Source organism: Streptacidiphilus sp. PAMC 29251 (genome assembly GCF_054208735.2).
On record NZ_CM135725.2, the window covers coordinates 2,432,798 to 2,453,954 of the forward strand.

17 protein-coding genes and 2 pseudogenes are annotated in these 21,157 nt (G+C 71.0%); 4 read left to right on the top strand and 15 right to left on the bottom strand.

The window, feature by feature from the left end; translation table 11 throughout:
• Positions 1 to 293 precede the first annotated feature (293 nt).
• Complete coding sequence (locus ACXKR8_RS11355) at positions 294 to 1,199, top strand: phosphatase PAP2 family protein (RefSeq protein ID WP_458272780.1); 906 nt, start codon at positions 294 to 296, stop codon at positions 1,197 to 1,199.
• A 279-nt stretch (positions 1,200 to 1,478) separates the two neighbouring features.
• On the top strand, positions 1,479 to 1,853 hold the full coding sequence (locus tag ACXKR8_RS11360) for a hypothetical protein (RefSeq protein WP_458272781.1): 375 nt from the start codon (positions 1,479 to 1,481) through the stop codon (positions 1,851 to 1,853).
• A gap of 26 nt (positions 1,854 to 1,879) precedes the next feature.
• Here the strand turns inward: ACXKR8_RS11360 and ACXKR8_RS11365 are convergent, their stop codons facing one another.
• The 11 genes and pseudogenes from ACXKR8_RS11365 to ACXKR8_RS11415 all read right to left on the bottom strand — a co-directional run bounded on the left by ACXKR8_RS11365 (position 1,880) and on the right by ACXKR8_RS11415 (position 15,760).
• Positions 1,880 to 3,283: an aspartate aminotransferase family protein gene (locus ACXKR8_RS11365; protein ID WP_458274951.1), complete on the bottom strand. Its 1,404-nt coding sequence runs from the start codon at positions 3,281 to 3,283 to the stop codon at positions 1,880 to 1,882.
• Between the two features lie 46 nt (positions 3,284 to 3,329).
• Positions 3,330 to 5,282 (bottom strand): 1-deoxy-D-xylulose-5-phosphate synthase, encoded by a 1,953-nt coding sequence (dxs, locus tag ACXKR8_RS11370; RefSeq protein ID WP_458272782.1) that lies wholly within the window; start codon positions 5,280 to 5,282, stop codon positions 3,330 to 3,332.
• A gap of 55 nt (positions 5,283 to 5,337) precedes the next feature.
• On the bottom strand, positions 5,338 to 6,495 hold the full coding sequence (gene ispG, locus ACXKR8_RS11375; RefSeq protein WP_458272783.1) for a flavodoxin-dependent (E)-4-hydroxy-3-methylbut-2-enyl-diphosphate synthase: 1,158 nt from the start codon (positions 6,493 to 6,495) through the stop codon (positions 5,338 to 5,340).
• Between the two features lie 238 nt (positions 6,496 to 6,733).
• Positions 6,734 to 7,147, bottom strand: a pseudogene (locus ACXKR8_RS11380) (1-hydroxy-2-methyl-2-butenyl 4-diphosphate reductase); the annotation flags it as partial.
• A 28-nt stretch (positions 7,148 to 7,175) separates the two neighbouring features.
• Entirely contained in the window at positions 7,176 to 9,293 is a 2,118-nt protein-coding gene (shc, locus tag ACXKR8_RS11385; RefSeq protein ID WP_458272785.1) for a squalene--hopene cyclase, read from the bottom strand.
• A 4-nt stretch (positions 9,294 to 9,297) separates the two neighbouring features.
• Positions 9,298 to 10,386 (bottom strand): polyprenyl synthetase family protein, encoded by a 1,089-nt coding sequence (locus ACXKR8_RS11390; RefSeq protein ID WP_458272786.1) that lies wholly within the window; start codon positions 10,384 to 10,386, stop codon positions 9,298 to 9,300.
• A 75-nt stretch (positions 10,387 to 10,461) separates the two neighbouring features.
• Positions 10,462 to 11,825, bottom strand: a pseudogene (hpnE, locus tag ACXKR8_RS11395) (hydroxysqualene dehydroxylase HpnE).
• 139 nt (positions 11,826 to 11,964) lie between these two features.
• The gene (gene hpnD / locus ACXKR8_RS11400) at positions 11,965 to 12,879 is read right to left on the bottom strand and encodes a presqualene diphosphate synthase HpnD (protein ID WP_458272788.1); all 915 of its coding nucleotides are present in this window, start codon (positions 12,877 to 12,879) and stop codon (positions 11,965 to 11,967) included.
• 8 nt (positions 12,880 to 12,887) lie between these two features.
• A complete protein-coding gene (gene hpnC, locus ACXKR8_RS11405) occupies positions 12,888 to 13,838 on the bottom strand; it encodes a squalene synthase HpnC (protein ID WP_458272789.1) in 951 nt (316 codons plus the stop codon).
• Between the two features lie 181 nt (positions 13,839 to 14,019).
• Complete coding sequence (locus tag ACXKR8_RS11410; RefSeq protein ID WP_458274952.1) at positions 14,020 to 14,820, bottom strand: ABC transporter ATP-binding protein; 801 nt, start codon at positions 14,818 to 14,820, stop codon at positions 14,020 to 14,022.
• Positions 14,821 to 14,863: 43 nt separating this feature from the next.
• Positions 14,864 to 15,760, bottom strand: a complete 897-nt coding sequence (locus tag ACXKR8_RS11415; RefSeq protein WP_458274953.1) for an ABC transporter permease — start codon at positions 15,758 to 15,760, stop codon at positions 14,864 to 14,866.
• A 149-nt stretch (positions 15,761 to 15,909) separates the two neighbouring features.
• Here ACXKR8_RS11415 and ACXKR8_RS11420 point away from each other — a divergent pair, with 149 nt between their 5' ends.
• Complete coding sequence (locus tag ACXKR8_RS11420) at positions 15,910 to 16,545, top strand: TetR/AcrR family transcriptional regulator (RefSeq protein ID WP_458272790.1); 636 nt, start codon at positions 15,910 to 15,912, stop codon at positions 16,543 to 16,545.
• Between the two features lie 43 nt (positions 16,546 to 16,588).
• On the opposite strand, the gene ACXKR8_RS11425 is transcribed toward ACXKR8_RS11420, so the two are convergent.
• Entirely contained in the window at positions 16,589 to 17,041 is a 453-nt protein-coding gene (locus tag ACXKR8_RS11425; RefSeq protein WP_462100457.1) for a lipopolysaccharide assembly protein LapA domain-containing protein, read from the bottom strand.
• A 120-nt stretch (positions 17,042 to 17,161) separates the two neighbouring features.
• Between ACXKR8_RS11425 and ACXKR8_RS11430 the strand changes: the two genes are divergently transcribed.
• Positions 17,162 to 17,836 (top strand): pyridoxine/pyridoxamine 5'-phosphate oxidase, encoded by a 675-nt coding sequence (locus tag ACXKR8_RS11430; RefSeq protein ID WP_458272792.1) that lies wholly within the window; start codon positions 17,162 to 17,164, stop codon positions 17,834 to 17,836.
• 41 nt (positions 17,837 to 17,877) lie between these two features.
• Here the strand turns inward: ACXKR8_RS11430 and ACXKR8_RS11435 are convergent, their stop codons facing one another.
• The 3 genes from ACXKR8_RS11435 to glgC all read right to left on the bottom strand — a co-directional run bounded on the left by ACXKR8_RS11435 (position 17,878) and on the right by glgC (position 21,152).
• Positions 17,878 to 19,284: a glutamate decarboxylase gene (locus ACXKR8_RS11435; RefSeq protein ID WP_458272793.1), complete on the bottom strand. Its 1,407-nt coding sequence runs from the start codon at positions 19,282 to 19,284 to the stop codon at positions 17,878 to 17,880.
• 12 nt (positions 19,285 to 19,296) lie between these two features.
• The gene (locus ACXKR8_RS11440) at positions 19,297 to 19,812 is read right to left on the bottom strand and encodes a hypothetical protein (RefSeq protein ID WP_458272794.1); all 516 of its coding nucleotides are present in this window, start codon (positions 19,810 to 19,812) and stop codon (positions 19,297 to 19,299) included.
• Between the two features lie 122 nt (positions 19,813 to 19,934).
• A complete protein-coding gene (glgC, locus tag ACXKR8_RS11445) occupies positions 19,935 to 21,152 on the bottom strand; it encodes a glucose-1-phosphate adenylyltransferase (RefSeq protein WP_458272795.1) in 1,218 nt (405 codons plus the stop codon).
• Positions 21,153 to 21,157 lie beyond the last annotated feature (5 nt).

Genomic DNA, 21,157 nt, shown 5'->3' on the forward strand with positions numbered 1-21,157 from the left:
ATTTGATTTCCGTCGCCCGAAACGCTATAGGATACTGTTCTCATGGGATTCTTACTGACATGTAGAACCTGGCATTCCGCTTTGAATCCGCCATGTCTGCCCGCAAGCTCGCCGGTCAAACCTCTGTACGACAGAATCTGACGCTTCCCGCGCCCAATGCTTGGCATATCCGACCACTCCTCACTGGCGCCTGGCGGCGTTTATCCGGAGCTTTCGCTCAATCAGGTCACATGGTTATTACGAACAACTGATCGGCGTCGGCGCCCACAGCAGCGCACTGTAACGTCAAAGGCGTGCGTAACCAGAGGAATGAGGTCGCCCTACTCGAGCGTCCGCAGACGACAGCCCCGCGGCCACCCGAGCGACCTCTTCGCTGGCGGCCGCTGAGCCGTGCCCACAAGGGCCTCTTCGTCGGGACGACGGCCTTCTACCTGGTCGTCATCGTCGCGGTGCTCACGACCTCGCGCCTGGTCGCGTTCGACTGGTCGGTCATGATGTTCCGGCCCTACGAGCACTGGCCCGCGATCCAGTCCTTCCTCAACGTCTATGTGATCGCCGGTCAGCGCGGCCCCTCGGCCATCGCCGTCGCGATCTGGCTGGGCTGGCGCTGCTGGCGCACCCGGAGCATGCGGCCGCTGCTGGTCCTGGGCGTGGCCCTGGTGCTGCTGAACATGTCGGTCGGGGCAGTGAAGATCAGCATGGGACGGCTGGGCCCGCACTACGCCCACGTCGCGGGCTCCAACGAGATATTCCTCGGCGGCGGCATCTTCCCCTCGGGGCACACCGCCAACGCCGTGGTGACCTGGGGCGTCCTCGCCTACCTGGCCTCGCGCTGGCGGCGGAGCGGGGCGGTGGTGGCCGGCTTCATGGGCCTCAGCGTCGGACTGACCACCGTCTACCTCGGCACGCACTGGGTGACCGACGTGCTCGCGGGCTGGGCCGCCGGCGTCCTGGTGATGCTCGCGCTGCCGCTGTTCGAGCCGGTGGTCGCCAGCGCGGACGAGCGGATCCAGCGGGCCTGGGCGGACCGCCGGGCGCTCTGGGCCAAGCTGCTCCGGCGGCCGGCGCCGTCGGAACCGGCGCTCGCACCGGCACTGGCGGAACGTGAGCCGGCCGCCGAGCCGACCGCCGCCGCGGTCCCGGTAAAGCGCGTGGTCAGCCAGCGCGCGGCCGGCGAGCACTCGGGCGCCAGGGGATAACACTTCACTGTTACCTTCGTCACAGGCGAAGGTCTTTTTGGCGTTCCCGGGGACCGGTCGGACGGCATTTTCCCGGCCCACTTCGGCGTCGAAACGGTGTCGTAGAAAAGAAGGGCACTAAAGGACATCCAGCGATCAACAACAGTCGCCCCATCGTCCCCTTCTGATCACTTTCGCCCAAGCGGCATGTGCCGCTGGATGGCTCTCCTAGGGTCGGTAAGAGCGGGGGCCACGAACGGTCCACGCGATTGTTGACCCGTTCCAGGAGGATGCCCGGACATGTCGAACATGGAGACCGCACTCAAAGAGGCCATGAGCGTCGATGGAGCGCTGGGCGTGGCGATCGTCGACTACAGCAGCGGCCTGGCCCTGGGCACCCTCGGTGCCACCAAGGAGCTCGACCTCAACGTCGCCGCCGCGGGCAACACCGACGTGGTCCGCGCCAAGATGCGGACCATGGAGATGCTCAATCTCCACAACGAGACGATCGAGGACATCCTGATCACCCTGACCAACCAGTACCACATCATCCGACCGCTGACCCGGCACAGCAGCAAGGGCATCTTCCTCTACCTGGCCCTCGACCGGGTCCGCGCCAACCTCGCGCTGGCGCGGCACCGGATGAAGCAGATCGAGGAGAACCTCGAGGTCTGAGGCCCGGACTCCGGGCCCCGGCAGGTCTAGCGGTTGGCGACGGCCTGCTTGATCAGGGTGCGGCCGAAGTCCCGCATCAGGCCGGTGCCGCTGTGGGCCTCGTCCATGATCTCGGCGAAGGCGTCGACGAAGCGGTCCACCTCGGCCTCGCCGATGGTGAGCGGCGGGATCAGCTTGATGACCTCCAGATGGTCCCCCGAGACCTGGGTCAGGATCCGGTGCTTCTGCATCAGCGGCACCACGACCATCTGGGCGAACAGCCCCTTGCGGGCGGCCTGCAGCGCCGTCCAGCCGGTGCGCAGCTTCAGCGACTGCGGGCGGCCGAACTCGATGCCGATCATCAGGCCGCGGCCGCGGACGTCGGCCAGCATCTCGTACCTGGGCTTCAGCGCGCTGAGCCGTTCCCGGAACAGGTCGCCGACCCGGCGGGCGTTCGCCACCACCTGCTCGTCCTCCATGACGTGCAGGGTGGCGAGCCCCGCCGCCATGGCCTGGGCGTTGGAGCCGAAACTGGCGGAGTGCACCAGCACCCGGTCCATCGAGGAGTACACCTTCTCGAAGATCCAGGCCTTGCCCAGGGTCGCCCCGACCGGCACGTAGCCGCCGGAGAGCGCCTTGGCCGCGCAGACCAGGTCGGGTTCCACCCCGTCCTCGTGCTGGTAGGCGAAGAAGTCACCGGTGCGGCCGATGCCGGTCTGCACCTCGTCGGCGATCAGCAGCGCCTTGTGCTTGTGCAGCAGCTCCTGAGCGGCCTTGAGGTAGCCGGGCGGGGTGGCGTGCACCCCCTTGCCCTGGATCGGCTCCACGATCAGGGCGGCGACATCGCCCTTCTTCAGCTCGCGCTCCAGCGCGGCCAGGTCGCCCAGCGGCAGCGCCGTGTCCGGCAGCAGCGGGGCGAAGCCCTTGCGGAAGCCGTCCTCGCCGTTGACCGAGAGCGAGCCCGTGGTCAGCCCGTGGAAGGCGTGGTCGCAGTAGAGCACGCGGCGCTTGCCGGTGGCGTAGCGGGCGAACTTCAGCGCGGTCTCGACCGCCTCGGTCCCGCTGTTGCCGAAGAACACCCGGTCCAGGTGCGGGGTGTACGAGAGCAGCTTCTCGGCGAGCAGCCCCGGCAGCGGCTGGCAGTCGAACCGGGTCAGGTCGGCCAGGTCCAGGTCCATCACCTGGTGCACCGCGTCGCGGACCACCGGGTGGTGCCGGCCGAGGGCGAAGATGCCGAAGCCGGCCAGCATGTCGAGGTAGTCGTTGCCCTCGGCGTCGTAGAAGTAGGCGCCCTGGGCCCGCTCGTACACCTTGTCGAAGCCGATGGTGTGCAGCATCCGCGGCAGCTGGTGGTTCAGGTACTCGCTGTGCAGCTTGTAGCGCTCCGCGCCGCGCTCCGCGAGCAGGGCGGCCACGTCGAACGGCTTGGCCGTCGGCGCCGGGTCCGGCACTGTGTCCGGGGCCGCGTCCGATGCCGCCGAGAGCGGTGCTGCCGTGTCAGATGCCACGCTGGGAATCCCCTCCTGTGATGCTGCTCGGTACCCGTGTCTCCTGCTGGCGGCCGAGGCCGATCGCCTTGGCGAACCCCGCCGTCTGCGCCGCGATACCGGGCCCGGTGAGCCCGATCTCGTCCAGGATCTCACTCCTGCTGGCATGGGTGAGGAACTGCTGGGGGATCCCGAGCTCCCGTGTCGGGACGTCGATCTCGGCGTCCCGCAGCGCCATCGCCACGGCCGCGCCGACCCCGCCCACCCGCCCGTTGTCCTCGACCGTGACCACCAGCCGGTGCCGGGCGGCCAGCTCGGTCAGCGCCGGATCGACCGGCTTGACCCAGCGCGGATCGACCACGGTGGCGGTGAGCCCGTCGGCGGTCAGCAGCGCCGCGGCGTCCAGACAGGCCGGGGCCATGGTGCCGACCGCGACCAGCAGGATGTCCGGGGCGCTGCCCGGCGCCGCGGTCCGCAGCAGCACGTCGACCCCGCCGATCCGCTCGACCGCGGGGATCGGCGGGCCGACCTCGGCCTTGGGGAAGCGGACCACGGTGGGGGCGTCGTCGACGGCCAGGGCCTCGCGCAGTTCGGCGCGCAGTTGGTCGGCGTCGCGCGGGGCGGCGATCCGCAGCCCGGGCACGACCTGCAGGATCGACATGTCCCACATGCCGTTGTGGCTGGCCCCGTCGGTGCCGGTGACGCCGGCCCGGTCCAGCACGAAGGTGACCCCGCACTTGTGCAGCGCCACGTCCATCAGCACCTGGTCGAAGGCCCGGTTCAGGAAGGTCGCGTAGACCGCGACCACCGGGTGCAGCCCGCCGGTGGCAAGACCGGCCGCGCTGACGGTGGCGTGCTGCTCGGCGATGCCGACGTCGAAGATCCGGTCGGGGAACTCCTTGGCGAACTTGCCGAGGCCGACCGGCTGCAGCATCGCGGCGGTGATCGCCACCACGTCGGGGCGCTCCTTGCCGATCGCGACCAGCTCGGTGCCGAACACCGAGGTCCAGGAGATGCCGCTGGACGGGCGCAACGGCTCGCAGGTGATCGGGTCGATCGCGCCGACCTGGTGGAAGTGGTCGGCCTCGTCCAGCTCGGCCGGGCGGTAGCCGCGCCCCTTCTCGGTGAGGCAGTGCACGATGACCGGACCGCCGAAGCCCTTGGCGCGCTTGAGCGCGGACTCCAGGGCCGGGGTGTCGTGGCCGTCGATCGGGCCGATGTACTTCAGCCCCAGGTCCTCGAACATGCCCTGCGGGGCGACCGCGTCCTTGAAGCCCTTCTTCGCTCCGTGCAGGGCCTCGTAGATCGGGGTGCCGAAGGCCGGGGTGCGCTGCAGCGTCTCCTTGCCCCAGGACAGGAAGCGCTCATAGCCCTGGGTGGTGCGCAGGGTGGCCAGGTGGTTCGCCATGCCGCCGATGGTGGGGGCGTAGGAGCGCTCGTTGTCGTTGACCACGATCACCAGCGGACGGTCCACCGACTCGGCGATGTTGTTCAGGGCCTCCCAGGCCATGCCGCCGGTGAGCGCGCCGTCGCCGATCACCGCGACCACGGTGCGGTCCTCGTGGCCCTGCAGCTGGTTGGCCTTGGCCAGGCCGTCGGCGTAGCCGAGGACGGTGGAGGCGTGCGAGTTCTCGATCACGTCGTGCGCGGACTCGGCCCGGGAGGGGTAGCCGGACAGGCCGCCCCTGGCCTTGAGCCGGGTGAAGTCCTGACGGCCGGTGAGCAGCTTGTGGACGTAGCTCTGGTGGCCGGTGTCGAAGAGGATCCGGTCCTTCGGGGAGTCGAAGACGCGGTGCAGCGCGATGGTGAGCTCGACCACGCCGAGGTTGGGACCGAGGTGTCCGCCCGTTCGGGTGACGGCCTCGATCAGAAAGTCGCGGATCTCCTCCGCGAGCCTGGGGAGCTCGGCTGCGGGGAGCATCCGAAGATCGGCGGGGCCTTGGATGGACTCCAGTAGCGACATGGGATCACCTTCGTTCTGCGGCAGGTCGGTTGGCCGTTCTGGTCCGGAGGGTCCGTCAGCTGACGGCGACGGTGGGCTCGCCCGAGGCGACGCCCGCATCCTGCATCTGCTCCGCCAACTTCAGTGCCCCCTCGATCAGCGTCTCCACGATCTTGGATTCCGGCACAGTCTTGATCACCTCGCCCTTGACGAAGATCTGCCCCTTGCCATTGCCCGACGCCACCCCCAGATCCGCCTCACGCGCCTCACCGGGACCATTGACGACACAGCCCATCACGGCCACCCGCAGCGGCACCTCCATGCCCTCAAGCCCCGCGGTGACCTCCTCCGCCAACTTGTACACATCCACCTGCGCCCGCCCACAGGACGGGCAGGACACGATCTCCAGACCCCGCTGCCGCAGATTCAACGACTCCAGGATCTGATTCCCCACCTTGATCTCCTCCGCCGGCGGAGCCGACAACGAGACCCGGATCGTGTCCCCGATCCCCTCCGACAGCAGCGCCCCGAACGCCACCGCCGACTTGATCGTCCCCTGGAACGAGGGACCCGCCTCGGTCACCCCCAGGTGCAGCGGATAGTCGCACGACGCCGCCAGCAGCCGGTACGCCGCGATCATCACCACCGGGTCGTTGTGCTTCACCGAGATCTTGATGTCCCGGAACCCGTGCTCCTCGAACAACGAGCACTCCCACAACGCCGACTCCACCAGAGCCTCCGGCGTCGCCTTCCCGTACTTCGCCAAAAGCCGCGCATCCAGCGAACCCGCGTTCACCCCGATCCGGATCGGCACCCCCGCCGCCCCCGCCGCCCGCGCGATCTCCTTGACCTTGTCGTCGAACTGCCGAATGTTCCCCGGATTCACCCGCACCGCCGCACACCCCGCGTCGATCGCCGCGAACACGTACTTCGGCTGGAAGTGAATATCCGCGATCACCGGAATCTGCGACTTGCGCGCGATCGTCGCCAACGCATCAGCATCATCCTGCGAGGGACACGCCACCCGCACGATCTGACACCCCGACGCCGTCAACTCAGCGATCTGCTGCAACGTCGCATTGATGTCCGAGGTCACCGTCGTGGTCATCGACTGCACCGAGATCGGCGCATCCCCACCCACCGCCACACTGCCGACCATGATCTGACGACTCTTCCGCCGCACAGCAAGCGGCTTGAGCGGAGCGGACGGCATTCCGAGCGAGATCGCGGTCATGCGTTGTACCGAGCCTTTCAGAGGTACCAGGTGGCGAGGACGGGGGCGGCGGTGCGAAGGGCGCGCCAGGCGCGCAGGCCGTGGAGCAGGATGCCGGGACGCAGCAGCTCGTGCTCGGGGGTGTCCACCACCACCCGCACGGCCGCGGCCGGCGTCCCCCGGGCAGGGCCAGCAGCGCCCCGGCCGTCTCCATCTCCACGCCCAGCACGCCTTCGGCATGCAGGGTCGCCCGCCGGGCCCCCCGCACCACCCGCTCCGCGCTGAACAGCGGACCGGTGTGCACGGTCAGCCCGACATGGCGCAGTGCCCCGGCGAGCGCATCCGGGCACGGTAGTTCGATCGATCCACTGTCGGCATCGCGCACCTCAGTGGCAACCAGGACGTCTCCGGGCTGTATTCCCGGTCCCACCGCAGCTCCGAAGCCCGCGAAGAGGAACGCGCCGGGAGCGCGCGCCCCCTGCGCCAGCGCGTCGCTGACGGAGCGTCGCGCCCGCTGCTGGCCCATCCCGGTACGGAGCAGGGTGGTCCCGGCCGCGGAGCGCGCGCCCGCGCGCAGAGCCGCCTGTTCGGCGGTCAGCGCGCAGGCGAGCAGCAGCGGCCCGGGTTCCGGCTCCGGGCCTGCGGCCCCCGGTCTGGCGGGCTCCTTGGTCATGTCGGTGACACCTTCATCTCGACCGCCCTCACCGCGACCGCCTTCCGGTCAGCGACGGCAGCAGCCGTGCCGGGGGCGGAAGCTCGGCGGTGAGCCGGGCCATCGCGGCCCGCTCGTCGGAGGGGACGCCTCCGTCCAGCTCCGGGGTTCCATGGAGGTAGCGGCCGAGTGCGGTGACCGGGAACACCAGCCGGTAGAGGTTGTAGTTGATGGAGAAGTCCCAGGGGAAGCCGGTCCCGGTGAACTCCGGCTCGTCCCAGGTGCCCTCGGGGAGCTGGGTGGCGGCCAGCCAGCCGATACCCCGGTCGACCACCTCGCCGGTCTCGCCGGCCGCGAGCAGCGCCATCAGCGCCCAGGCGGTCTGCGAGGCGGTGGAGGTGCCCCGGCCGGCCCAGCTGCGGTCGCTGTAGGAGCGCATGTCCTCGCCCCAGCCGCCGTCCGCGTTCTGGTGCTGCTCCAGCCACTCCACGGCACGGCGGATCGCCTGGTGGCCGGCCGGGAGCCCGGCCGCGACCAGCGCGGGGAGGACCGAGCCGACCCCGTAGATGTAGTTGGTGCCCCAACGGCCGAACCAGGAGCCGTCCTCCTCCTGCTCGCGCAGCAGCCAGTCGATGCCCCGACGCACCCGCGGGTCGCCGGCCCGGCCGACCGCGGCGAGCATCTCCACCACATGGGCGGTGACATCGGCCGACGGCGGGTCGACCACCTCGCCGAAGTCGCAGAACGGCAGCTTGTTGGGCAGGGTGCTGGTGTTGTCCACGTCGAACGCGGCCCAGGCGCCGTTCTTGGACTGCATGCCCATGGTCCACTGGACCCCGCGCTCCACCGCCGCGTCCACCCGCGCGGGCTCCGGGTGCTGCACCCGGCGCAGGGCCAGCACCACCTCGGCGGTGTCGTCGATGTCGGGGTAGTTGTCGTTCTCGAACTCGAAGGCCCAGCCGCCCGGGCTGAGCTCGGGCCGCTGCACGGCCCAGTCCCCCGGGCTGGTGATCTCCTCGCCCAGCATCCAGTCGCTGGCGCTGACCAGCGCCGGGTGGTCCTTGGGCAGCCCGGCGTCGGCCAGCGCGACCACGGCCAGGCAGGTGTCCCAGACCGGGGACTGGCAGGCCTCGATCCAGCGGTGCCCCTCGTCGGTGTGCACGGTGAAGCGTTCGAACGCGGCCAGTCCGGCCTCCATCACCGGGTGGTCCAGCGGGTAGCCGAGCAGGTGCAGGGCGATCAGCGAGTAGACCGCGGGGGGCTGGATCCCGCCCCAGCAGCCGTCGGCCTCCTGCCGGTCCACGATCCACTTGGCGGCCTGGCTGAGGGCCATCCGGCGGACCGGGCGGACCGGCATCCGGTGGTACAGGTGCAGCACCCGGTCGAGCCGCTCGAACACGCCGTCCCAGGTGTACGGGGCGGCGAACGGCCGGACCGGGTACGGGTCGGCCCGGTCGGCGTGCAGCTCGTCCAGGTCGAACGGGGCCGGGCGGACCGGGCGGTGCGCCGAGACCACGGTCAGCGGCACGATGGTCTGCCGGGCCCAGCAGCCGAACGAGTAGATGTTCAGCGGGAAGCCGCGGGGCAGGAAGATGACCTCGGGCGGGAGCTCCGGCAGCCGGTCCCAGGGCCACCAGCCGAACAGCGCCAGCCAGATCCTGGTGAACACCCTGGCCGCGGCGAGGCCCCCCTGCGCGCGGACGAACCCGGCGGCCCTGAGCATGTGCGGGGCCTGCGGGTCGTCCCCGGCCAGCTTCAGCGCGACATACGCCTCGACCGTGGTGGACAGCTCGGCGGGGCCCCCGTAGAAGGTGGCCCAGGTGCCGTCCGGCTGCTGCTGGGAGCGGATCCAGTCGGCGGTGGCGCGGGTCTGCTCCTCCGTCCTGATCCCCAGGAACTGACGCAGCAGCAGGTCCTCGGCGTCCATGGTGACGTTGGTCTCCAGGTTGCCCTTCCACCAGCCCTCGGCGTCCTGCAGGCCGAGCAGGTGGGCGGTGGCCCGCTCCAGCGTCTCGGCCGCCAGCGCGCGCACGTCCCGGACCGTCCCGGCCGGCTCCGCCGCCGCTGACTCCGATTCGGGCCCCTCCCCCTCCTCGGCGGTACTGCTCTCCGCGGCCGGCTCTGCCTCGTACTGTGGGTCGAGCCGGCCGTCCGCGGTTGCTGTCATCCCGTCACCTCTCCCTGACCACGACGAATTCGGCGAGCGCTGCGAACTGCTCCCGAACGACGGCGGACATGGGTACCTCGTCGAGGGCTGCCAGCGCGGTCCGGTGCTGGCGGCGTGCCTCCTCGGCGGTCCAGGCACGACCGCCCGCCTCCTCGATCAAAGCCGCGCGGACCGCGAGTTGTTCCTCGTCCTCGTCACCGCGTCCCTCCGGGTCGGCCAGCAGCTCGGCCAGCCGGACCGAGGCCCGGCCCCCCTCAGCCAGCGCGGCCGAGACCGGGAGCGACTTCTTGCGCTGCCGCAGGTCGCCGAAGTTGGGCTTTCCGGTGACCTCGGTGGCGCCCCAGATCCCCAGCAGGTCGTCCACCGCCTGGAAGGCCAGGCCCAGGTGGTAGCCGTAGCGCTCCAGCGCGTCGGCGCCGGCGTCGTCGATCCCGGCGAGCACCGCGCCGACCGAGGCCGAGGCGGCGAGCAGGGCGCCGGTCTTGTTGCCCTCCATCTCCAGGCACTCCTCGACGCTGACCCGGTCGCGGTGCTCGAAGGAGAGGTCCTGGGCCTGACCGTCGATCAGTTTGCGGGTGGCCAGGGTGAGCCGCTGCACCGCGCGCCCCGCGTCCACGCCGGTGGCGCCGCCGTTGTCGGCGGCCTCCAGCAGCACCTCGTTGGCCAGCGCGAACATCGCGTCACCGACCAGGATCGCCTGGGCCGGGCCGAACACCGTCCACACCGTGGCCCGGTGCCGGCGCTGCTCGTCGCCGTCCATCAGGTCGTCGTGCAGCAGCGAGAAGTTGTGCACCAGTTCGACCGCGACCCCGCCGGGGATGCCGATCTCGGCCGGGACCCCGGCCGCCTGGGCGGAGAGCAGCGCCAGCGCCGGGCGCACCGCCTTGCCGCCGTCGCCCTCGGTGGGACGCCCCTCGGCGTCGGTCCAGCCGAAGTGGTAGGCGGAGACCCGGTCCATGGGTGCTGCCAGTCGTCCGATGGCCTCCCGCAGGACGGGAGTGCAGAGGGTTCGTCCTCGTTCGAGCAGGGCCCGCACATCCACCGACGACCCGACCGGCCGCACCGGGCGGGTCTCTTCAGGGCTCGAAACCACGCTTGCTCCCTCTCCGTTCTGGTTGTTCGTCAGGGGCACTGCTGTCGCTGTCATAACCAACCTGTCTACGGTCCGTCAGTTCGTGCCGCTGAAATCCATGAGGGCCGCCCGGGCCGCGGAGTTGCCGCTGCGAACAGCGCCCTCCATGGTCGCGGGCCAGCCGGTGGCGGTCCATGCCCCGGCCAGGTACAGGCCGGGACTGAGGGTACGGGCAGAGGGCCGCAGCCTGGCGGACCCCGGTGCTGGTGCGAAGGTCGCGGTGCGCTCCCTGGTGACGAAGAACTCGGTGACCGATGCCTCTCTGGACGCCGGCAGCAGCCGCTCCAGTTCCGGCAGATAGCGCTGCCGCAGCTCGGCCACCGGCAGGTCGATCTCGTCCCGCACGGCGGACTGGGACAGGGCCAGGTACTGGCCCGGGCCGCGCAGCCCGGAGTGCCGGGTGCGGTCGAACACCCACTGGATCGGCGAGCCGAGAGCGGCCAGGAACGGCCGGTCCAGCACCACCCGGTCGTAGACCACATGGACGTTCAGGATCGGCGCGTAGTCGAGTTCGAGCAGCCGTTCGGGGTGCTCCAGGCTGCCCGGCGGCAGCAGCTCGTGGGCGGCGTCCTGGGCCACCGCGAGCACCAGCGCGTCCACGTCCTCGATCCGCTCCGCGCCGCCGTCCAGGCGCTCGCCCTCCAGCAGCACGCTGTGGCCGCGCGGCGAGCTGGCCTTGACCTCCGCCACCCGCGCCCGCAGCAGCACCCGCACCCCGGCGCGTTCCAGCACCGCGCGCGCCGCCTCGTCGTGCAGCGCGCCCAGCGGCACCTTGGCGAAACCGATGTCGGAGGCGCCCGGGTCGCTCAGCAGTCCGGTCTTGAACACCATCGCCGCCAGCGCCAGCGAGGACTCCTCCGCGGTGGCGTTCAGGGTGGCCACCCCGACCAGGTCCCAGAGCGACTCCACCGCGCGGTCGGACTGGCCGTGCCGGCGCAGCCAGGCGCCGAAGGACTCCTCGTCCAGGGCCGGATCGTCCAGGTCGAGGCCGCGCAGCGCCAGCGCGGCGCGGCCTGTGGCCGCCTTGTCGGCCAGGCTCATGTGCGGGTACAGCGCCAGGCTCTTCACCAGGTGCAGCGGCACCGGCAGCCCGGCCCGGCGCAGCGACCCGGTCCGCCCGGTGGCGACGTCCCGCACCGGGACGTCCAGCCGGGGCTGGATCTCCACCTGGTCGGTCACCCCGAGCCGCTGCAGCAGACCGCGGTAGGCCGTGCAGCAGCGCAGGAACACATGCTGGCCGTTGTCGACCCAGAGCTCCCCGCGCTTGAAGGAGAAGGCCAGCCCCCGAGCCGGGGGCGCGCCTCGACCAGGGTGACCGCCATTCCCGCGTCCGCGAGGCGGAGCGCCGCGGTGATCCCCGCGAGCCCCCCGCCGACGACCACGGCCGTCCGCCCGTTCATGCGCCTCTCCCTGTTCGTGTCCCGGTTCGTACCGCTCGTACCGCACCCTCGTTGTCTGCTCTGGTGACTCCCCGGCAACTCTGTGTGACAAACGCACCACGCCACGTCGTCAGCATCCGACGGGCCCGCGGCACCTGTCTCAAGAAGCACGCCCTCCGGCGAGACCGGCGAACGCCACATAGGCCTTCTCCCAGGCCGGAAGGGACATCCGGCCCCGGAGCACGGCCTCGGGCTCGCGCACGATCCGCTCCAGCAGCCGGTGGTAGATCCCGGCCATCGCCGCCACACAGGCCCGACTGCGGCGGTCCAGCATCGGCAGCAGCAGCAGCCCCTCGTCGAAGTACTCCTGGGCCCGGCGCGCCTCGAACAGCACCAGGCCGCGGAAGTCCGCGTCCGGGGCCGGACTGCCGCCGAAGCCCTGCTCGCAGCCGAACCTGGCCAGATCCTCGGCCGGGAGGTAGGTACGCCCGTTGGCGGCGTCCTCGCGGACGTCGCGGAGGATGTTGGTGAGCTGCAGGCCCAGGCCCAGGGTGTCGGCGAACTCGGCCCCGCGCTTGGGGTCGGCGCAGCCGAACACGCCGAGCGAGAGCCGGCCGACCGTGCCGGCCACGCAGCGGCAGTAGACCCGCAGCTGTTCGAACGTCTGGTAGTCGGTGCCCCTGACGTCCATCTCCACGCCGTCGATCAGCTCGTCGAAGGCGTCCAGCGGGATCGCGAAGCGGGAGCAGGCGTCGGCCAGCGCCAGTTTCACCGGGTCGGTGTCCAGCGGGTCGACCCCGCCCTCGCGGACCTCGTCCAGCAGTGTCCTGGTCCGGCCCAGGTACTCGGCCTTGCGCTCGTCGGGCCAGTCGCCGTCGCCGATGTCGTCGATCCGCCGGGCCAGCGCGTAGATCGCGGACATGGCCTGGCGCTTGGCGCCGGGCAGCAGCCTGATCCCGTACGAGAAGTTGCGCGCCTGCGCGCCGGTCACCGCCTCGCAGTACCGGTACGCCGCCGCGGCCTGCGGGGACACCGGCCGGGAGACCAGTAGCGAACCCTCTGAGGAGCCCTCCATTCGCCGACTCACCTTCCTCTCACCAATGTCGCCGCGACCTCACGCAGGAGGCGGCTCTTGCGGGGCTTGGGCGCCCCGGCCAGCACATCGTTGTCGACCGCCGCGACGGCGTCGAGGGCGGCGTAGCCGCCGGCCGCGAAGCCGGCCAGCAGCAGCCGGAGCCGGCCGCCGACCGAGCCGACCAGCGGGGCTCCCTGGTCCAGCAGCTCGCGGGCACGCTGCGCCTCGTACCCGATCAGGGCACGGAGGGCGGGCCCGGCGTGCGGGGCGTCCAGGTCGGACTCGGCGACGCCAAAGCGTTCGAGGTCGGCCAGCGGAAGGTAGATCCGGCCGTTGCCGCGGTCCTCGGCGACGTCCTGCAGGTGTTCGACCACCTGGAGCGCGCTGCAGATCGCGTCGGAGCGGCGGATCCGCTCGGGGGTGGCCAGCCCGGCCAGCTGCAGCACCAGCAGCCCGACCGGGTTGGCGGAGAGCTCGCAGTAGCCCAGCAGCGCGTCGAAGTCGGCGTAGCGGGTGGTGACCTGGTCGACCCGGTTGGCCTGGATCAGCGCCCGGAACGGCTCGGGGGTGAGGCCGTGCGCGTCCACCACCGGGACCAGCGCGGCCAGCAGCGGATGCCGCGGCGGCCGGGCGCCGGGCGAGCCGAGGACGGTTTCGAACACCCGGTCGAGATCGGCTTCGAGGCCGTCGAGCAGAGCCAGCCGGAAGGCGGTCTCCGCCGCGGCGTCGGCGGGGGCGGGCACCGGGGCGAGGCCGAGGGTGGCGGCGGTGTCCGCGGGGTCGGCGAGATCGCCGTCACCCGCGTCGTCGACCAGCCGGGCGAAGCCGTAGACGGCCATCAGCCCGGTGCGCATCACGGGGGGCATGAAGAAAGGGGCGACGGGGAAGTTCTCCCGGTCCGCCTTGTCCAGCACAGCGCCTGGCCCCACCTGATCCAGAGTCTGCCGACGCACTGTCATGACCGCCACCCCCCCGTTCTACACCGATCTTCACGACCTGCCCACAGCGGACACACCCGGAGACGATCCGGGGGGATCTTGTCCATAGCTTAGGACTCTGGTGTGACAACCCGTCGCCGGGGTGGTGCGAACGGGCTGTCACATCGTCACCAATCCTGCCGCAAGGACTCTTGTCCCGTGCTTACCTCTTCTTCATCCAGGCCTCGTACTCGTTCACGATCTCGTTGGTCGGGCCGTCGGCCCTGATCACGCCGTGCTCCAGCCAGATGGTCCGGTCGCAGGTGTCCCGGATCGACGCGCTGCTGTGCGACACCAGGAAGACCGTGCCGGCCTGCTTGCGCAGTTCCTTGATCCGGGCCTCGCTGCGGCGCTGGAACGAGGCGTCACCGGTCGACAGCGCCTCGTCGATCAGCAGCACGTCGTGGGTCTTGGCCGCCGCGATCGAGAACCGCAGTCGCGCCGCCATGCCGGAGGAGTAGGTCCGCATCGGCAGCGAGATGAAGTCGCCCTTCTCGTTGATCCCGGAGAAGTCCACGATCTCCTGGTAGCGCTCGCGCACCTCGGCGTAGCTCATCCCCATCGCCAGGCAGCCGAGGACCACGTTCCGCTCGCCGCTGAGGTCGTTCATCATCGCCGCGTTCACCCCGAGCAGCGAGGGCTGCCCGTCGGTGTAGATCGCCCCCGAGGCCGTCGGCAGCAGGCCGGCGACCGCGGACAGGGTGGTCGACTTCCCGGAGCCGTTGGAGCCGATCAGGCCCACCGCCTCGCCCTTGTAGGCGGTGAAGCTGATCCCGCGCACCGCGTGCACCTCGGTGATCGCCGGGGAGGCCTTGCGCCGCACGATCCGGGAGAGGGCCGAGGTGGCCGAGCCCTTGCCGCTGCCGCCGCCGTAGACCTTGTAGATGATGTGGACGTCGTCCACGATCACCGTCGGCGTCCGGGCCTCGACCGGGGCCGGCTCCGGCGCGCTGTCGGCACTCACGTTGGCGTCCACGTTCGCGTCCACGCTCACATCCGTCGAAGTCTCAGCCACGGCCGTACTCCTCCTCTGCCTTCCAGAAGAACAGGTATCCACCGATGCCGATCACGACCGCCCAGGCCAGGGCCATCGGCCAGACGTGCGCCGGGAGATTGCTGGCGGGGTAGGAGTCGAGCAGGGCGTAGCGCATCAGGCTGATGAAGATCAGCGCCGGGTTGGCCTCGATCACCAGCGTCACCCAGTGCGGGGCGTGGTCGGTGATGGACGAGATGCTCCAGAAGATGCCCGACATGTACATCCAGGTGCGGATGATGAAGGGCATCAGCTGCGCCAGGTCGGTCGTCTTGGCCCCGATCCTGGCCATGAACATCGCCACGCCGGTGTTGAAGACGGACTGCAGCAGCAGCACCGGCACCAGCAGCAGCCAGCGCAGCGTCAGCGGCTCGCCGGTGGCCAGCACGATCACGCCGAGCACGCCCATCGAGAACAGCAGCTGCTGCAGCTGGATCAGGGTGGAGGCGATCGGCATGCAGGCCCGCGGGAAGTGCAGGGCCCGGATCAGACCGAGGTTGCCAGCGATCGCCCGGGTCCCGTTCAGCACCGCGGACTGGGTGAACTGGAAGACGAAGACGCCGGTGCAGAGGTAGGCGATGAAGTTGGGAATGTCACGCTTGGTCCCCAGCAGCAGACCGAAGATCAGGTAGTAGACGGCCGCGTTCAGCAGCGGCGTCATGACCTGCCAGACCTGGCCGAGCTTGGCCGTGGTGTACATCGCGCTCAGCTTCGCCGTGGAGTAGGCCACGATGAAGTGGCGCCTCCCCCACAGCTGCCGGGCGTACTCCACCGCGCCGGGGCGGCGCCCGCTGACGGTCAACCCGTACTTGGCCGCCAAATCACCCGGGCTGAGGCCCGAGTCCTGACCGAGGCCGGTGACCCCGGCCACCCGCTGCTCGTACACCGTAGACACGCTACTCCCAAGACTTTCGTCCCCGACCGACACGACGGAACGGTATCGTCTCGTCGCAATAAGAGGAAACTAAGGGGTCCGAGGAGAGAACGCAACCGTTCCGTCCTCACGCTAGACTCACTCTCATGCTGACCGGGGAGCCTTCCAATGCCGCCAAACCGCGGACGCTGAAACGCGCCCCGGCGGGCGCCGCCGTGCTGCGCGACGACGTGACCGAGGCGATCCGCGGCGCGGTCTTCGAGGAGCTCGCCGTCAGCGGGTACAGCAGGCTCTCGATCGAGGCCGTCGCCCGTCGCGCGGGTGTCGGCAAGACCGCGGTCTACCGCCGCTGGCGCTCGAAACTCCCCATGGTGATCGACGTGGTCTCGGAGGTCGCCTCGCTCGGGCTGATCCTGCCGGACACCGGCTCGCTGCACAATGATCTGCGGATGTTCGTGCATGTGGTCGCCCGGGTGCTGCGGCATCCGCTGGCCGCCCAGATCGTGCCGGACCTGCTGGCCGAGGCGGCCCGGAACCCGGAGATCGCCGAGACCCTGGCCGGCGCCCTGAACGAGGCCCAGCGGCAGAGCAGCGCCGCGCTGGTGCGCAAGGCCGTCGCCCGCGGCGAACTCGCCCCCGGCACCGACCCGGATCTGGCGCTGGACCTGATCGCGGGCCCGCTGTACTGGCGGCTCGCCGTGGTGCGGACCCCCATCGGCAAGGACTACCTGGACCGGCTGGCGGCCTCGATCGCCGCCGCCCTCGGCGCGGCGCCGGCCTGAGCCCGTCGTTCCTGCTGTTCCTACTGCTCCTGCGGCCGGTCCTTCAGCAGGGCCGGCGCCTCGGTCGGGGGCGCCGGGGAGACCGGTTCGGCCGCCGGAGCGGGCGCGGCGGGCACCGTCCCCCGTGCCGGCGGGGAACCCGGCGGGGCACGGCGCGGCGCAGCTGCACCATCCGCAGCGTGCCGCCGATCACCGCGACCAGCGCGCCGCCGGCGACCGCCGCGAGCAGCGCCACCGCCAGCGGGAACCGCCCGTGCAGCATCAGGAACGAGACGTCCACCGGGTGCGTGTTCTGGGCGATGAAAATGACCAGCAGGATCAGCAGCAGCACCGCCGTGACGATCGACGCCCAGGCCGTTCCGGTCCTGGTCCGCGGCAGCCCCCGGCCGTGTTTCACGGTCGGCTCGTGAGCGGGCCCGGCATCGGGCGCGATCGGCTGGGTCGGTGCGGTCGTCGGGGTCGGTGGCACCGGCTGCTCGTCGGAAGGGACGGCCATGGTTCTCACATCCTCACGTCCCCCAGCGCGTTCCCCGCTTTCCCCGGCTCATTCCAGGCTCATTCCAGGCTCATCCTGGAGCTAGCATGTTCGCCACCCCAGCCGAGCCCAGGAGCAAGCATGGCCGCGACGGCCCCCGTCCCGATGACCGTCCGCGAGCTGCTGTTCGGGGTGCCGATGCTGGCCCCGCCGCTGCCCTCGTTCGACCCCCGCGCCGTCCCCGACGCGCCCTTTCCGCTGTTCCTGGACTGGCTGCGGCTGGCCGTGGCGGCGGGGGTCAGCGAGCCGCACGCAATGACGCTGGCGACCGTCGACGCCGACGGCTGCCCGGATCTGCGGATCGTGGCGCTGCGGGACGCCGCCCCGGACGGCTGGACCTTCGCCACCGGCGCGGGGAGCGCCAAGGGCCGGCAGCTGGCGGCGCAGCCGCAGGCCGCGCTCGGCTTCCACTGGCGCGAGCAGGGACGGCAGATCCGGCTGCGCGGCCCGGTGCTCCAGGCCGACCCGGACGCCGCCGCGGCCGACTTCCTGTCCCGGCTGCCCGGCTCCCGGGCGGCGAGCCTGGTCGGCCACCAGAGCGAGCCGCTGGCCGACCAGGAGCTGCTCGCCGCCGCCTTCGCCGAGGCGCTGGACCGGGTCACCGCCGACCCCGGACTGGTCGATCCGGAGCATGCCGTCTTCACCGTCCGGCCGACCGACGTCGAGTTCTGGCAGGGCGTCCCGGGGCGGGGCCACACCCGGCTCCGTTACACGGCCGAGGGCGGCTCCTGGACCCGTGAGCTGCTCTGGCCCTGACCGGCCCGGCCCTGACCGGCTGATGGGCCGTCAGGAGCGGCTCAGTGGTGGAAGCCGGTCGAGGTCTCCGGCCGGCGCAGCGGGCCGGGCTGCTCCTGGAGTTCCGGGAGCAACCGGGTCAGGTCCGCGATCAGCAGGTCGGCGAGGTCGTTGGAGAAGCCGTTGCGGCAGACGATGCGCAGCGCGGCCAGGTCGGTGCGGTTCGCCGGGAAGGTGTACGCGGGCACCAGCCAGCCGCGTTCGCGCAGCCGCCGGGACACGTCGAAGACGTCGAACGCGGTGACCTCGTCCTTGGTGGTGAAGGCGAAGACCGGCAGCTCGTCCCCCTTGCTGAGCAGCCGGAACGGCCCCAGCGCGGCGATCCGCCGGGCCAGCGAGACCGCAATGTCGCGGCTGGCCTGCTGCACCGCGCGGTAGCCGTGGAAGCCGAGCCGCAGAAAGGCGTAGTACTGGGCGACCACCTCCGCGCCCGGCCGGGAGAAGTTGAGGGCGAAGGTCGGCATCTCGCCGCCCAAGTAGTTGACCTTGAAGACCAGTTCCTCCGGCAGCGCCTCCCGGTCGCGCCACAGCGCCCAGCCCACGCCGGGGTAGACCAGGCCGTACTTGTGGCCCGAGGTGTTGATCGAGGCCACCCGGGGCTGGCGGAAGTCCCAGCGCAGGCCGGGGTCGAGGAAGGGCGCCACCATCGCCCCTGACGCCCCGTCCACATGGACCGGGATATCCAGCCCAGTGCGCTGCTGGAGGTCGTCCAGGGCCGCGCAGATGTCCCAGACCGGCTCGTAGGAGCCGTCGAAGGTGGAGCCGAGGATGGCGACCACGCCGATGGTGTCCTGGTCGCACAGCGCCGCGGCGGAGGCGGCGTCCAGCTGGTAGCGCTCGCCCTCCATCGGCACGGTGCGCGGCTCGACCTCCCAGAAGTTGCAGAACTTCTCCCAGCAGACCTGGACGTTGATGCCCATCACCAGGTTGGGGCGGTGCCCGGCGGCGTAGCGCTCCGGGTTGCGGCGCATCCAGCGGCGCTTCAGCGCCATCCCGGCCAGCATGCAGGCCTCGCTCGACCCGGTGGTGGAGCAGCCGATGGCGTGCTCCGGGTCGGGCGCGTGCCACAGGTCGGCGAGCATGGCCACGCAGCGCCGCTCCAGCTCGGCGGTCTGCGGGTACTCATCCTTGTCGATCATGTTCTTGTCGACCGACTCGGCCATCAGCGCCGCCGCCTGGGGCTCCATCCAGGTGGTGACGAAGGTGGCCAGGTTCAGCCGGGCGTTGCCGTCCAGCATCAGCTCGTCGTGGACCACCTGGTAGGCCGTGTCGGCCGCCATCGGCCCGTCCGGGAGCCGGTGCTTGGGCGGGGCGCTCTCCATGCCGGGGACCGGGTTGGCGGCGCCCAGGAACGGGTTCACCGACACCCGGGTGCTGTGGTCGTCCGGTTCGCCGCGGTGCAGTGGCATGGAGCGCGTCCTTTACTTCTTGGCCCAGCGGTCGCGGCCGTCGGATCCGGCGGCGCAGACCAGGGCGACGTTACTCGCGTTGGTGGCGGTGCTGCCGGGGGTGGCGCAGAAGGAGCCGGCGTTGGCCTTGGTGCCGGACACCGCGGCGGACTTCCAGCGGTTCTTGCCGCTGCTGTCGGCCGCACAGGTCACCGCGAGGCCCTTGGCGGTCTCGCCGCTGGCGCCCTTGGCCGAGCAGAAGCCGCCGACCGCGGCGTTCTTGGTGAGCGCGCCGGCGCTGGCCGAGGAACTGGCCTTGGCCTGCGCCGAGGACTTCGCCGAGGCGAGCGCGGAGGCCTTGGCGGAGACCGCGGAGGCGGCGCCGCCGGCCGCGCCGGCCGCCTTGCTCTTGGCGGCCGAGGCGAGCGACCCCGCCTTGTCGGTGACCGAGTTGCTGGTACCGCTGGAGCAGGCCGCGGTGGCGGTCAGCACCAGCACGCTGAGGCCGACGGAGACTCCGGTGGCGAGGGTACGGCTGTGCTTGCGCATGGGGGACGCCCTCTCATGGCGGGGGTGCCCGTGGTGGTACGGGCGGGACCGATACGAACGAACGTACGGCCGCCCCGGCGCCCCCGCCCGGTGCGCTACTCCATCAGCGCACTGTCACTCCGTCAGTGCACCGTCTGCCCCTTGCCCAGCGCCACCACTCCCCCGGCCGAGATGGTGTAGAGCTCGCGGTCGCGGACCGGGTCGACGCCGATCACGGCGCCGGGCGGGACCACCACGTTCTTGTCCAGGATCGCCTTGCGGACCACCGCGCCGCGGCCCACCCGCACGCCGTCCATCAGCACCGACTCCTGGACCACCGCGCCGGACTCGACCACCACGCCCGGGCCCAGCACCGAGCCGGTGACCTGGCCGCTGACGATGCAGCCGGCGGCCACCATGGACTCGGCGACCATGCCGCCGGCCACCACCTTGGCCGGGGGCCGCTGCGGCGGGTGGCTGAAGATCGGCCAGTGCCGGTTGTAGAGGTTGAACACCGGGCGCACCGAGATCAGGTCGATGTGGGCGTCGTAGTAGGCGTCCAGGGTGCCGACGTCGCGCCAGTAGCCGTGGTCCCGCTCGGTCTCCCCCGGCACCTTGTTGTCGTCGAAGTCGTAGACCTCGGCCTGGCCGGTCCCGGTCAGCATCGGCAGGATGCTGCCGCCCATGTCGTGCACCGAGCTCTCGTCCTCGGCGTCCCGCTGCAGCGCGTCCAGCAGCACCTTGGTGGTGAAGATGTAGTTGCCCATGGACGCGAAGACCCGGTCCGGGTCGCCGGGCAGGCCGGGCGGGTCGGCCGGCTTCTCCAGGAAGCCCTCGACCCGGCGGCCGTCCTCGGCGGTGGTGATGATCCCGAACTCGGAGGCCTGGCTGCGCGGCACCTTGATCCCGGCGACGGTCACCCCGGCCCCGGACTCGATGTGCCGCTGCAGCATCTGCTGCGGGTCCATCCGGTACACGTGGTCGGCGCCGAAGACCACGATGTAGTCCGGCTGCTCGTCGTAGACCAGGTTCAGCGACTGGTAGATCGCGTCGGCGCTGCCGAGGTACCAGCGCGGGCCCAGCCGCTGCTGGGCCGGGACCGGGGTGACGTAGTCGCCGCGGATGCTGGTCATCCGCCAGGTCTGCGAGACATGGCGGTCCAGGCTGTGGCTCTTGTACTGGGTGAGCACGCAGATCCGGTTGATCCCCCCGTTCACCATGTTGGACAGCACGAAGTCGATCAGCCGGTACGCGCCGCCGAAGGGGACGGCCGGCTTGGCCCGGTCCGCGGTCAGCGGCATCAGCCGCTTCCCCTCCCCACCGGCGAGGACTATTCCGAGTACTGACGGGCCACCAGCCATGCACA

Excerpts from the sequence above, each read along its gene's own strand:
- ACXKR8_RS11425 (WP_462100457.1), bottom strand. The coding sequence starts at position 17,041 with ATGGCCGTCCCTTCCGACGAGCAGCCGGTGCCACCGACCCCGACGACC.
- hpnD (WP_458272788.1), bottom strand. The coding sequence starts at position 12,879 with ATGGAGGGCTCCTCAGAGGGTTCGCTACTGGTCTCCCGGCCGGTGTCC.
- ACXKR8_RS11420 (WP_458272790.1), top strand. The coding sequence starts at position 15,910 with ATGCTGACCGGGGAGCCTTCCAATGCCGCCAAACCGCGGACGCTGAAA.
- ACXKR8_RS11430 (WP_458272792.1), top strand. The coding sequence starts at position 17,162 with ATGGCCGCGACGGCCCCCGTCCCGATGACCGTCCGCGAGCTGCTGTTC.
- ACXKR8_RS11435 (WP_458272793.1), bottom strand. The coding sequence starts at position 19,284 with ATGCCACTGCACCGCGGCGAACCGGACGACCACAGCACCCGGGTGTCG.
- ispG (WP_458272783.1), bottom strand. The coding sequence starts at position 6,495 with ATGACCGCGATCTCGCTCGGAATGCCGTCCGCTCCGCTCAAGCCGCTT.
- ACXKR8_RS11440 (WP_458272794.1), bottom strand. The coding sequence starts at position 19,812 with ATGCGCAAGCACAGCCGTACCCTCGCCACCGGAGTCTCCGTCGGCCTC.
- hpnC (WP_458272789.1), bottom strand. The coding sequence starts at position 13,838 with ATGACAGTGCGTCGGCAGACTCTGGATCAGGTGGGGCCAGGCGCTGTG.
- ACXKR8_RS11360 (WP_458272781.1), top strand. The coding sequence starts at position 1,479 with ATGTCGAACATGGAGACCGCACTCAAAGAGGCCATGAGCGTCGATGGA.
- shc (WP_458272785.1), bottom strand. The coding sequence starts at position 9,293 with ATGACAGCAACCGCGGACGGCCGGCTCGACCCACAGTACGAGGCAGAG.
- dxs (WP_458272782.1), bottom strand. The coding sequence starts at position 5,282 with ATGTCGCTACTGGAGTCCATCCAAGGCCCCGCCGATCTTCGGATGCTC.
- glgC (WP_458272795.1), bottom strand. The coding sequence starts at position 21,152 with ATGGCTGGTGGCCCGTCAGTACTCGGAATAGTCCTCGCCGGTGGGGAG.